This is a genomic window from Gordonia sp. (in: high G+C Gram-positive bacteria) (genome assembly GCF_047602025.1).
In the GTDB taxonomy this organism is placed as follows: Bacteria; Actinomycetota; Actinomycetes; order Mycobacteriales; family Mycobacteriaceae; genus Gordonia.
The window spans coordinates 2,397,512-2,409,961 of the sequence record NZ_JASGII010000001.1 but is presented as its reverse complement, the minus strand read 5'-3'; the positions used below and the strand labels follow the sequence as shown (position 1 = coordinate 2,409,961).

General features: G+C 67.3%; 13 protein-coding genes. 10 read left to right on the top strand and 3 right to left on the bottom strand.

The features are described 5' to 3' along the window. The first annotated feature begins 31 nt into the window (after positions 1-31). The 6 genes from QM728_RS12080 (at position 32) to QM728_RS12055 (ending at position 8,864) form a co-directional block, all read left to right on the top strand. Positions 32-3,988: a DNA-directed RNA polymerase subunit beta' gene (locus QM728_RS12080; protein ID WP_415032251.1), complete on the top strand. Its 3,957-nt coding sequence runs from the start codon at positions 32-34 to the stop codon at positions 3,986-3,988. 192 nt (positions 3,989-4,180) lie between these two features. Further along, entirely contained in the window at positions 4,181-5,110 is a 930-nt protein-coding gene (locus tag QM728_RS12075) for a type IV toxin-antitoxin system AbiEi family antitoxin domain-containing protein (RefSeq protein WP_415032250.1), read from the top strand. 90 nt (positions 5,111-5,200) lie between these two features. Further along, positions 5,201-6,220 (top strand): hypothetical protein, encoded by a 1,020-nt coding sequence (locus QM728_RS12070; protein WP_415032249.1) that lies wholly within the window; start codon positions 5,201-5,203, stop codon positions 6,218-6,220. Between the two features lie 31 nt (positions 6,221-6,251). Continuing rightward, complete coding sequence (locus tag QM728_RS12065) at positions 6,252-7,331, top strand: DNA polymerase IV (protein WP_415032248.1); 1,080 nt, start codon at positions 6,252-6,254, stop codon at positions 7,329-7,331. Between the two features lie 33 nt (positions 7,332-7,364). Beyond that, a complete protein-coding gene (locus QM728_RS12060) occupies positions 7,365-8,009 on the top strand; it encodes a redoxin domain-containing protein (protein ID WP_415032247.1) in 645 nt (214 codons plus the stop codon). Between the two features lie 39 nt (positions 8,010-8,048). Continuing rightward, on the top strand, positions 8,049-8,864 hold the full coding sequence (locus tag QM728_RS12055) for an MBL fold metallo-hydrolase (protein ID WP_415032246.1): 816 nt from the start codon (positions 8,049-8,051) through the stop codon (positions 8,862-8,864). 2 nt (positions 8,865-8,866) lie between these two features. Here QM728_RS12055 and QM728_RS12050 read toward each other — a convergent pair whose 3' ends face one another. Together QM728_RS12050 and QM728_RS12045 are read right to left on the bottom strand one after the other, a co-directional pair. Next, complete coding sequence (locus QM728_RS12050; RefSeq protein WP_415032245.1) at positions 8,867-9,349, bottom strand: SixA phosphatase family protein; 483 nt, start codon at positions 9,347-9,349, stop codon at positions 8,867-8,869. After that, positions 9,346-9,606 carry a hypothetical protein gene (locus tag QM728_RS12045; RefSeq protein ID WP_415032244.1) on the bottom strand — a complete coding sequence of 87 codons (261 nt, stop codon included), beginning with the start codon at positions 9,604-9,606 and terminating at the stop codon, positions 9,346-9,348. The genes QM728_RS12050 and QM728_RS12045 overlap by 4 nt, the downstream gene beginning before the upstream one ends. A gap of 89 nt (positions 9,607-9,695) precedes the next feature. On the opposite strand from QM728_RS12045, the gene QM728_RS12040 reads away from it, so the two are divergent. The 4 genes from QM728_RS12040 (at position 9,696) to QM728_RS12025 (ending at position 11,953) form a co-directional block, all read left to right on the top strand. Beyond that, positions 9,696-10,073, top strand: a complete 378-nt coding sequence (locus tag QM728_RS12040; RefSeq protein ID WP_415032243.1) for a hypothetical protein — start codon at positions 9,696-9,698, stop codon at positions 10,071-10,073. A gap of 82 nt (positions 10,074-10,155) precedes the next feature. Continuing rightward, the gene (locus QM728_RS12035; protein WP_415032242.1) at positions 10,156-10,488 is read left to right on the top strand and encodes a hypothetical protein; all 333 of its coding nucleotides are present in this window, start codon (positions 10,156-10,158) and stop codon (positions 10,486-10,488) included. Between the two features lie 124 nt (positions 10,489-10,612). Beyond that, positions 10,613-11,026, top strand: coding sequence for a hypothetical protein (locus tag QM728_RS12030; RefSeq protein ID WP_415032241.1), 414 nt, complete (start codon positions 10,613-10,615; stop codon positions 11,024-11,026). A gap of 48 nt (positions 11,027-11,074) precedes the next feature. Beyond that, a complete protein-coding gene (locus QM728_RS12025) occupies positions 11,075-11,953 on the top strand; it encodes a DMT family transporter (protein ID WP_415032240.1) in 879 nt (292 codons plus the stop codon). Between the two features lie 14 nt (positions 11,954-11,967). Here the strand turns inward: QM728_RS12025 and QM728_RS12020 are convergent, their stop codons facing one another. Then, positions 11,968-12,417: a flavodoxin domain-containing protein gene (locus tag QM728_RS12020; RefSeq protein WP_415032239.1), complete on the bottom strand. Its 450-nt coding sequence runs from the start codon at positions 12,415-12,417 to the stop codon at positions 11,968-11,970. Positions 12,418-12,450 lie beyond the last annotated feature (33 nt).

Sequence of the window (12,450 nt, the reverse complement as noted above, 5' to 3'; positions counted from 1 at the left end):
CTGACTACCAAGAGACACTGAGAGGCAACAAGTGCTCGACGTCAACTACTTCGACGAACTGAAGATCGGCCTGGCAACGGCCGATGACATCCACAACTGGTCGTACGGCGAGGTCAAGAAGCCCGAGACCATCAACTACCGCACGCTCAAGCCCGAGAAGGACGGCCTGTTCTGCGAGAAGATCTTCGGACCGACTCGCGACTGGGAGTGCTACTGCGGCAAGTACAAGCGCGTGCGCTTCAAGGGCATCATCTGTGAGCGCTGCGGCGTCGAGGTCACTCGCGCCAAGGTGCGTCGCGAGCGGATGGGCCACATCGAGCTGGCCGCACCGGTCACGCACATCTGGTACTTCAAGGGCGTCCCGTCGCGCTTGGGCTACCTGCTCGACCTGGCGCCGAAGGATCTCGAGAAGATCATCTACTTTGCCGCCTACGTGATCACCACCGTCGACGACGAGCTGCGCCACAACGAGCTGTCGACCCTCGAGGCCGAGATGGGCGTCGAGCGCAAGACCCTCGAAGAGGATCGCGACGTCGCGTTGAACGAGCGCCAGGCCAAGCTCGAGGCCGACCTGGCCGAGCTGGAGGCCGAGGGCGCCAAGTCCGACGCCAAGCGCAAGGTCAAGGACGCCGCCGAGCGCGAGATGAAGCGCATGCGCGACGCCGCCGGGCGCCAGCTCGACGAGCTCGACGAGATCTGGGACCGCTTCACCAAGCTGAAGCCGGGCGAGCTGATCGTCGACGAGAAGATCTACCGCGAGCTCGAGGGCCGCTTCGGCGAGTACTTCACCGGTGCCATGGGCGCCGAGGCGATCAAGAAGCTGCTCGAGGACTTCGACATCGACGCCGAAGCCGAGAACCTGCGCGAGATCATCCGCACCGGCAAGGGCCAGAAGAAGCTGCGCGCGCTCAAGCGACTCAAGGTCGTCGCGGCGTTCCAGCAGTCGGGCAACTCGCCGCTGGGCATGGTCCTCGACGCCGTCCCGGTGATCCCGCCGGAGCTGCGCCCGATGGTCCAGCTCGACGGTGGCCGCTTCGCCACGTCGGACCTGAACGACCTCTACCGCCGCGTCATCAACCGCAACAACCGCCTCAAGCGACTGATCGACCTCGGTGCCCCCGAGATCATCGTCAACAACGAGAAGCGGATGCTGCAGGAGTCGGTCGACGCCCTGTTCGACAACGGTCGTCGCGGCCGTCCGGTCACCGGACCGGGCAACCGCCCGCTGAAGTCGCTGAGCGATCTGCTCAAGGGCAAGCAGGGTCGCTTCCGTCAGAACCTGCTCGGCAAGCGCGTCGACTACTCGGGCCGTTCGGTCATCGTCGTCGGCCCGCAGCTGCAGCTGCACCAGTGTGGTCTGCCGAAGCTGATGGCCCTCGAGCTGTTCAAGCCGTTCGTGATGAAGCGCCTCGTCGACCTGAACCAGGCGCAGAACATCAAGTCGGCCAAGCGCATGGTCGAGCGCCAGCGCCCCGCGGTGTGGGACGTCCTCGAAGAGGTCATCGCCGAGCACCCGGTGCTGCTGAACCGTGCCCCGACGCTGCACCGCCTGGGCATCCAGGCCTTCGAGCCGCAGCTCGTCGAGGGCAAGGCCATCCAGCTGCACCCGCTGGTGTGTGAGGCCTTCAACGCCGACTTCGACGGCGACCAGATGGCCGTGCACCTCCCGCTGAGCGCCGAGGCGCAGGCCGAGGCCCGCATCCTGATGCTGTCGTCGAACAACATCCTGTCCCCGGCGTCGGGTCGCCCGCTGGCGATGCCGCGCCTGGACATGGTGACCGGCCTGTTCTACCTGACCACCATCAAGGAGGGTCTGGACGGCGAGTACCGGCCGGCGACCAAGAAGGACGTCGAGCGCGGTGTGTACTCGAGCCCGGCCGAGGCCATCATGGCCGTCGACCGCGGTGCGATCACCGTGCAGACGCAGATCAAGATCCGCCTGACCGACCAGCGTCCGACGCCGGAGATCGAGGCCGAGCAGTTCCCCGACGGTTGGGCCTACGGCCAGCCGTGGGAGATCGTCACCTCGCTGGGTCGCGTGCTGTTCAACGAGCTGCTCCCCGTCGAGTACCCGTTCGTCAACGAGCAGATGCCGAAGAAGCGCCAGGCCGTGATCATCAACGATCTGGCCGAGCGCTACCCGATGATCGTCGTCGCGCAGACCGTCGACAAGCTGAAGGACGTCGGCTTCTACTGGGCCACCCGTTCGGGCGTCACCGTCGCCATGTCCGACGTGCTCGTGCCGCCGAACAAGACGGAGATCCTCGACAAGTACGAGGAGCGGGCCGACAAGCTGGAGCGCAAGTTCCAGCGCGGCGCCCTGACCCCGGACGAGCGGCGCGACGCGCTGGTCGAGATCTGGAAGCAGGCCACCGAAGAGGTCGGTGACGCCATGGAGGCGCACTACCCGGAGGACAACCCGATCGTCATGATCCCGCGCTCGGGTGCCACCGGTAACCTCACGCAGGTCCGCAACCTGTCGGGCATGAAGGGTCTGGTCACCAACCCGAAGGGTGAGTTCATCCCGCGTCCGATCAAGTCCTCGTTCCGCGAGGGCCTGACCGTCGCCGAGTACTTCATCAACACGCACGGCGCCCGCAAGGGTCTGGCCGACACCGCGCTGCGCACGGCCGACTCGGGTTACCTGACCCGTCGTCTGGTCGACGTCAGCCAGGACGTCATCGTGCGCGAGACCGACTGTGGCACCGACCGCGGCATCAACGTCACGCTCGGCGAGAAGCAGGCGGACGGCTCGATCATCCGCGATGCGCACGTCGAGACGAGTGCGTACGCCCGCACGCTGGCCGCCGATGCGACCGACGCCAAGGGCAACGTGATCGTCGAGCGCGGCCACGACCTGGGCGACCCGGCCATCGAGGCGCTGCTGGACGCCGGCATCACCGAGGTCAAGGTCCGTTCGGTCCTGACCTGTGACACCGGCACCGGCGTGTGTGCCCAGTGCTACGGCCGTTCGATGGCGACCGGCAAGCTCGTCGACATCGGCGAGGCCGTCGGCATCATCGCGGCACAGTCGATCGGTGAGCCCGGCACGCAGCTGACCATGCGCACCTTCCACCAGGGTGGCGTCGGTGACGACATCACCGGTGGTCTGCCGCGCGTCCAGGAGCTGTTCGAGGCCCGCGTCCCCAAGGGCAAGGCCCCGATCGCCGAGGTCTCCGGCCGTATCCGCCTCGAGGACGACGATCGGTTCTACAAGATCACGATCATCCCCGACGACGGTTCGGACGAGGTCCCGGTCGAGAAGATCTCGAAGCGCCAGCGCCTGCGCGTGTTCAAGCACGACGACGGCACCGAGCGCCTCCTCGCCGACGGCGACCACGTCGAGATCGGCCAGCAGCTCATGGAAGGCGCTGCCGACCCGCACGAGGTGCTCCGCGTGATGGGCCCCCGCGAGGTGCAGATCCACCTCGTCAACGAGGTCCAGGAGGTCTACCGGAGCCAGGGTGTGTCGATCCACGACAAGCACATCGAGACGATCGTTCGCCAGATGCTGCGCCGCGTGCAGATCATCGAGTCGGGTGCGACGGAGTTCCTGCCCGGTTCGCTGGTCGAGCGCTCCGAGCAGATCGCCGAGAACAAGCGCGTCGTCGCCGAGGGCGGCGAGCCCGCGTCGGGTCGCCCGGTGCTGATGGGTATCACCAAGGCATCGCTGGCCACCGATTCGTGGCTGTCGGCGGCGTCCTTCCAGGAGACCACCCGAGTGCTCACCGATGCGGCCATCAACAGCCGCAGCGACAAGCTCATCGGTCTCAAGGAGAACGTCATCATCGGTAAGCTCATCCCGGCCGGTACGGGCATCAACCGTTACCGGAACATCCAGGTGGAGCCGACCGAAGAGGCTCGGGCTGCCGCCTACGCGGTCCCGAACTACGACGACACCTACTACAGCCCGGACGGCACCTTCGGTGCTCCGGCCGGCGCTGCGGTTCCGCTCGACGACTACGGTTTCGGCGACTACCAGCGCTGAGCCAACAACGAGACGCGCCCCGTGCCTTTGGTACGGGGCGCGTTCCGCTTTCCCCGCAAACCCGACTCTGCGTGACAAGACCCGACGTGGATCCGGGTCGGGTCTTGTAGCGCAAAGTCGGGTTTGCCGCAGCGGGGCATGCTGCCGGGGAGGGCATGGGAACCGCTGGCACGCTGATCGCGTCCAAGTTGTATGGAACCGTTTCCCTGGGACCCCGACGGACTGCTTCGAGTCTCCGACGCGCAGGCGCTGGGAGTTGATCCGCGTCGTGTCTATGACGCCGAGCGGCAAGGGCGCGTCATGCGCGTCGCGCGCGGCGTGTATGCGCTGCCGTCCGAGCGCAGACCCGAGAGTGTTCATCGCCTCGAGGTTCTCGCGGCGCGCATCACCGCTGACGAGGTGGTGAGCCATACCTCCGCAGCGGTGCTCCACCGACTGTCGATGCTTCAGCCCGACCTTTCCAAGCTCCACCTGACGACGGTGGGAAGCGATCGCGGCTATCGACGGCGGACCCGCCATGTGCACCCCGGTCCCCTCGCCGGTGCCGAGATCGGTCAAGTGGGCGGTATCCGCGCAACAACGCTCGAGCGCACCGCGTACGACGTCGCGCGGTCGTCGCGCATCGGGTTCGCCGGTGCGCTGTCGGTCTTCGATTCCGCGTTGCGCGGTGGCGCGGATCGTCGGGTCATCGAGACGCTTTGCCTGCGACGACAGGCTGGCGTCGCCACGGCGCGCAACGCGATCCGGTGGGCCGATCCGCTGTCGGAGAATCCCGGGGAGTCGTGGGGACGAGCGCAACTGATCGCCGGGGGTGTCCGGGCACCGGTCTTGCAGCACGAGGTCCTCGACGAATACGGACTCGTCGTCGCCCGCCTGGACTATGCGTGGGACGACGATGAGGGGCAGGTGCGCCTTGCCGGTGAATTCGACGGGCTGAGCAAGTACGTCGACCACACCCGGCGCGGCGAGACGCCACAAGATGTCCTCCGCCGGGAGAAAGAGCGGGAGAGCATGCTGCAGGACCTGGGGATCGCCGTGGTCCGGTGGAACTGGGCCGACCTGCGCGCCGGTCGGGTGGCACCACGCGTTTCCGGTGCCCTCCGTCGCCTCCGACTCGTCTAAACCCGACTCTGCGTAGCAAGACCCGACCCGTATCCATGTCGGGTCTTGTCACGCAGAGTCGGGTTTGCGGGAGTTGATAGGGTCGGCCCCATGATGCAACGGACACGCGCAATCGGAGTGGGACTGCTGGCGGTCGGCCTTACGGCGACGGGCTGTGGCAGCAACGACAAGGGTGCCGACGCGGGTGCCGGCGGCGACGTGAAGTCGAGCTGCGCCATCGCCTACGGACCGGCGACTGCGGTCCCCGGCCAGCTGGTTTCCTATCGCTCGCTCGGCGACGTGAACAAGCTGCCGATCAGTGACGCTTCGCTCAACGACTCCATGCTGAGCCTCGTCAAGGATCCCAAGCTCACCGAGATCGCCAAGCGCGGCTTCGCCAACGGCAAGGCATTCAATGAAGCGCTGGCCAAGAAGGACAACGCTGCTCGGGACAAGGCCATCGTCGCCTCCCGGCCCATCCTCAAGGACTACGAGTCCGTGTGCGCCGGGGCGATGGGCAGCGAGTCGGTCTACCAAAGCCTTGAGGAGGTCGTGGCGTCCGGCACCCTGCCCCAAGCGGTGAGTGGTCCGGCGGCCCCGACGGCCGCATCGTCGACGACGCCGTCGGCACCGACGAGCAGCAAGGCGGCGGCGCCGGTGGTGGTGACTCCGCCGGGTGCAGAGGTGAAGGTCGGCCAGTCGGTGACCATCGAGGCGAAGACCTACGGCGGCGAAACCGGTAAGTACACGTTCACGATCACAGCGATCGACGAGGCGAAGGGTTCGGACCTGCGCCGGATCAAGCCCGAGCTGCGCGAGAAGATCGGCACGATGCTCTACATCCGAGCGCAGTTGCGACCCGCGGATGAGAAGGCGAAGGCGTCGAGCATGGTGTCCTCGACGTTCGACCCGCAGTATCTGATCAGCCCGACCGATGACACGCCCGCGCAGGTCCTCACCTTCTTCGGCGACTTCAAGCCGTGCAAGGACGAGTCGAAGGACGGCGGCAAGGACTTCTGCACGCCGATCTCGGTCACCAAGGGCGAATCGCTGCTGGCCGTCGCGGTGAAGAGCTTCGAGAGCGGGGCGATCACCGCTGATACGCCGCTGTACACCTGGAAGGTGAAGTAGCGCCGCGGGCGCGCCGCTTACGCTGGACCGCGTGGGCACCAACCGCATCCTGCACGTCGACCTGGACCAGTTCCAGGTGTCGGTGGAGCGGCGGCGCAGTCCCGAACTCGTCGGCGTGCCGGTCATCGTCGGGGGCAACGGCGACCCGACGGAGGCGCGCAAGGTCGTGACGTGCGCGTCGTACGAGGCCCGGGCCCAGGGGGTGCGGGCGGGGATGCCGTTGCGCGCGGCTCATCGGAAGATGCCCGACGCCGTCTACCTGCCGCTCGACACCGACGCCTACGACGACGCATCGGCGCAGGTCATGGGTACCCTGCGGACCTTCGGCCCGGTCGAGGTGTGGGGCTGGGACGAGGCCTACCTCGGCGCCGGCGACCTCGACGACGATCGTGCTGCGGTCCTGGCGGCCGACGTCATCGCGACGATCGCCGAGCGCACCGGACTGCCCGCCTCGATCGGGATCAGCGACAACAAGCAGCGTGCCAAGATGGCGACCAACTTCGCCAAGCGGCACCCGCCCGACGACGGCCCGCGCGTCTTCACCCTCGACGCCGACAACTGGGGCGAGCTGATGGGCGGGCAGCCGACCCGGGAGCTGTGGAGCGTTGGGCCGAAGACCGCCGCCAAGCTGACCGACCTCGGCATCAGGACCGTCGACGAGCTCGTCGCGACACCGAAGGACGACCTCATCGCCGCCTTCGGGCCGCACCAGGGCAACTGGCTCTACGTGCTGTGCCGCGGCGGGGGAGATGCGACGATCACCGAGGAGCCGTGGGAGGCGAAGTCGCACTCGCACTCGCGCACCTTTCCGACCGATCTCACCGAGCGCGACGACCTGCACGCCGCCGTCGACGAGCTCACCGCCGAGGTACTGGGCCAAGTCGTCGACGAGGGGCGCGAGGTGTTCCGGGTCGCCGTCACCGTGCGGACGAAGACGTTCTACACGCGGACCAAGTCGCGCAAGCTGACGCGCCCGACGACCGACCTCGCCGAGATCGCCCCGACCGTGCACGCACTACTCGACGACTTCGAACAGGGTCGCCCGGTACGACTGCTCGGCGTGCGGCTCGACCTCGTGCCGACTGATCAGAATCAGGCTGAGAGCAAATAGCACCGATGGACCGCCGTGGTCTTACATAGCGGAATGAGCATATTACTGATCGGCGACGGTGCGCCGGACTTCGTCTCCGAGACCCAGGACGGGCCCTTCCGGTTCCACGATTGGCTCGACGGTTCGTGGGCGGTGCTCTTCTCCCACCCGAAGGACTTCACACCCGTCTGTTCCACCGAGGTCACCGAAGTGGCTCGACTGCGCGACGAGTTCGCCGCGCGCGGCGTCAAGGTGGCGACGTTGTCGACCGGGACTGCCGCGAGTCATCGCGAGTGGGCGGCCGAGCTCACCGCCACCTTCGACGTGCCGGTCGACTTCCCGCTGATCGTCGACGACGAGAAGCTGACCATCGCGCGACGATTCGGCATGGTCCATCCCAAGGCGAGCGACCTCACCACGATCCGATCGGTGTTCGTCATCGACCCCGACCGAATTGTCCGCGCGACGTTCTCCTACCCGCACACCACGGGCCGCAACTTCCCGGAGATCCTGCGCGTCATCGACTCCCTCCAACTCGCCGATCGCGCCGGAATCGTCACCCCGGTCAACTGGCGGCCGGGCGACGACGTCCTGGTCCCGGTGGACATCGAGACCGATGAGGCGCGCCGCCGATTCGGATCGGTCACCGAACACCTTCCGTACCTGCGCACCGCGACCGTCGCGGCGACCGCCGACTAGCAAACCACTCGACCAGAGCACCAGAGCAAAGGAATCACCATGACCACCGCACAAGCAGTCAACACCGTCTCGGTCCAGCCGATCGGCGGACCGACCGCACTCCTCGAGATCGGGGGCCTGCGCCTGGTCGTCGACCCCACCTTCGATGAGCCGCACGACTACACCGGCGAGGACGGCACCGACGGGCTCCCGTTGGTCCGCACCGAGGGCCCGGCGCGAAGCATCGCAGACATCGGCACGATCGACGTCGCACTGGTGTCGCACGACCACCACGTGGACAACCTCGACCGTTCTGGTCGCGAGGTGCTCGCGAACGTGGCCACCGTCCTGACGACCGGCGTCGGGGCCGAGCGACTCGGCGGCGGCGCCCAAGGCCTCGACGACTACGCCTCGGTCGACCTCGACCTGCCCGCCGGTGGCTCAATCACGATTCACGGCGTGCCCGCCCACCACGGTCCGGAGGGGATCTGGCAGGCGATCGGCCCGGTGACGGGATTCGTCATCACCGGCGACGTGCCCACGACCTACATCAGTGGGGACAACTCCTCGCTCGACGTCGTCCGTGAGATCGCGCAGCGCTTCCCCGGAATCGAACTGGCGGTGCTCTTCGTCGGCGGTGCGGGCTTCGAGCAGGTCGCCGACGGTGTCAGCATCACCTTGACGAACGACGAGGCGCTGGCCGTCAGCGAGATTCTCGACGACGCGGTCATCGTGCCGGTCCACCACGACTCATGGACGCACTTTCGCGAGGACGCCGCAGCGCTGACCGAGGTCTTCGCGCGAGCTAATGCCGCCGACCGGTTGCAGGTCGTCGCGCGCGGCGAGAGCCACGAGTTCCCGGCGCAGCAGGCGTAACGCTAGCGCGGAACCCGCACGCCGCGCAGCTGCACGTCGGGGTCGACGTCGAGCCCGATCCGGTCCCAGGGGAGACCGACCGACAGCACGGCGTAGGCCGACGTGGGGAAGTCGGGGACGTCGCCGTCGGGGTCGAGGGTGAGCGCGGTGGACGGCATCCCCGGGACGTGCCCGACGACGAGCAGCGTCTCGGCGGACGCGGGGGCGTGGACGCGGATCGTCTCCAGGATCGACGACGCCGACGCGTCGTAGAGATCGTCGAGGTACTGCGTCGGCGCGGTGATCGCGGTGCGTGCCAAGGTCTCGCGGGTGCGACGCGCCCCGGAGCAGAGGACGGCGTCGACGGACAGTCCCTCGTCGCGCAACCACTGCCCGGCGAGTGCGGCCTGACGTTCGCCGCGCGGGGCGAGTGGACGGTCGTAGTCGATGACGCCGGTCGGGTAACCCGACTTGCCGTGCCGGAGCAGGACGAGGGTGCGGCTCACGCGCTGCGGCGCTGGACGACGTCGCCGTCGAGCATGACCGTCAGCATCGCGGAGGTCTCCCGCCACGCGACCGCTTCTTGCCAGTGGAACTGCGCCTCGTCGTCCTCACGCGCCTCGTCGTATTCGACCAGGTGCTCGTCGAACCTCTCCCGGCACATCACGATGAACTCCGGGATCTGCGTCGCGTCGGCGCAGACCAACTCGATCTGATGACGGCTCAACGTCATCAGGCGCTCCAACTCGTCGGAAAATCCCATGGCTCAAACGCTAGCGCCGAGGTCTGACAAACTCCCGCCGCCGCGCCGTCCACCAGACAAACAGGTGGCAGAGCAGGTATGAAGACAGCATGCGAAACACGATGCGCCTCGCCGCGACGACCCTGGCTGCCTCCACCCTCGCCGTCGGCGCGCTCACCGCGCTCAGCCCGCCCGCCGAGGCGAAGATCGACTCGGGCCGGTACACGTACGTCACCTGGAACCACTTCGGGGAACAGACGATTCGCCAGGAGATCAAGATCATCGGGAACCGGATCTTCGTCAAGCGCGGCATCTCGCACGTGCTCCACCCGACGCCGCGCGGTGCCTGGTACGACAACGCCGGGGTGCGCACGACCTTCTGGCGCTCCGGCGACGGCTACGCGGGCACGCAGAAGCCGTTCTGGGACCGTGCCAACCGAGTCCGACTGCTGCCCGGCTGGGGGTTGGACCAGGCGCCGCCGACGTAGGGCGGGCACGGCCGCGGGGGCGCCTCGCCTGCGGCGTAATGGGAAAGTTGTCTTTAAGTAAAGACTTGGTAATATCCATGGCATGGATATGAAGAAGACAACGACGTCTGCCCTCATCGCCCTGACCATCGCCGCGGGTACCACCGCCCTTACCGCCGCGCCGGCACAAGCCCGCGTCGCGCCGGGCAACTACTGGTACACCGTGCACAACAACTCCGGCACCAAGACGCAGGCGGCCGTGAGCGGCAACATGATCAACATCGGCGGCAAGCGCCACCGGCTGATCCAGACCCCGCGCGGCGCCTACTTCCTGAGCGGCGGCCTCAAGTTCAGCTTCTGGCAGGCGCCGCACGGCTACGACGGCTCGATCAACACGATCATGCGTCCCACCCGCATTTCGCTGTTCCCCCGCTGACCCGACCGCAAACCCGACAACGCAGGACAAACCCAGCACCTCTCAGGTGCTGGGTTTGTCCCATTCCGCGGGGTTCGCGGGGTAACGTCTGCCGGGAACGACAACCCGTGGGGGAACAGGACACATGCAGCACAAGCGGATCATCGGAGCAGCTCTGGCAGCGGCGGGCGTCGCGTCGGGAACGATGGCGGTCACCGCGCCGCAGGCGCAGGCGCGCATCGCGTCGGGGCACTACGTGTTCACGAGCTTCTACGACAACGGCATGCAGATCCACCGGTACCCGGTGTACGTGCGCCGCAACCGCATTTACCTCACCCGCGAGCGCGCGTGGCGCGACATCACGCCCACCAAGCGCGGCGGCAGCTACACCGTCGAGGACCTCACGCGCTTCAACTTCTGGCGCAAGGGCGACGGGTACACCGGCGTGGGCTACAACCAATGGCTGCGGCATCTGCCCGATCAGAAGTTCGTGACGTTCAAGGCGACGCTCACCCGGCCGGGCACGCCGATCCCGGACACGCCGCTGTACTCGGGCTGATCGACCTCCACTCGACGCCGACGGTCGGTCGTCGGCGATAATCGGACCGTGCATACCTGGCTCCCGGTACTCCTGGCGGTGATCGCCGCGTTCCTCATCGCCCTGGGGACGGTCATCCGCCAACGCGAGTCGGCGACGTCGGGCGCGATCAGCGCGAAGTGGTGGATCGGCGCGGTGATCGCGCTCCTCGGCTTCGCCGCGCAGGCCGCCGCGCTCGGCCTCGGCCCGATCCTGCTCGTGCAGCCGCTGATCGTGCTGGCCATCCTGTTCGCCCTGCCGATGGAGGCCTGGGCCGATGACCGCCACCCGCACACCGACGAATGGCTGTGGGGCCTGGCGCTCGTCGTGTGCGTCTCGACGTTCCTGTTGATCGCCCGGCCCGAGCAGTCCGAGCACAGTCCGAACCGCCGCACCCTGGCGATCGCGACGGCCGCCGTGATCGCCGCGGTGATCGTGCTCGTGGTGCTCGCCGAGCGGTCGTTTAACAACCACTACCGCGCGCTGTACTACGGCATGGCCGCCGGCGTCCTGTTCGGCGTCTCGGCGCTCTTGGTGAAGGCGATCATCATGCACGCCATGCGCGACTGGCACGAGATCTTCACCCACCCGCAGCTCTACGTGCTGCTGATCGTCGCGCCGAGTGCGATCGTCGCCCAGCAGCGCGGCTTCGGTGCGGGCGATCTGCAGACGTCGTTCCCGGCGATGAACGTCATGGAGCCGGCGGTTGCGATGGCCCTGGGTCTGTTGGTGCTGGGGGAGCGGATCGAAGTCAGCGTCCCGACCGCCCTGTTCCTCGGGGTCGTGCTCGCGGTGATGATCCGAGCGGTGCTCGAGCTGGCGAAGCTGGCCGCCGTCCGTGCCGACGTCGTGCACGATCACGACGTCGAGCGGGCCATCCTCAAGCGTGCGGCTGCCGAGTCGGACTGATCAGGTCGGAGTGATCAGGCGTTGATGACCGGGGCGATGCCCTCGGCCCACTCGGCGGCCTGCGTGGTCGGCTTGATGTCCGACGAGAGGTCGTGGCGGCCGTGCTCGCCGACCTGGGTGGCACCCAGCTTGGTGAGCATCTCGGCCATGATCTCGCCGCCGCGGTTGTACGTGTCGCCGTACACCTTGTCGCCCAGGCCGAAGACCGCGAAACGCAGGCCGTTCAGGTCGGGCTTGTTGGCGTCGAGCTCGTCGGCGAACGGCAGTGCGCCGGTGGGCAGTTCGCCCTCGCCGTAGGTCGAGCACACGACGATGACGAAGTCGCTCGGGTCGAGGTCGTCGACCGCGAAGTCAGTCATGTCGTAGATCGAGGGATCGTGGTCAGCAGCGAGGACATCGGCGATGGAGTCGGCGACGAGCTCACAGGTGCCGGTCTCTGTGCCGTACAAAATGACAGTGGACATGGGCCAGAATTCTACGGCGTGAGCAGCGGGAAT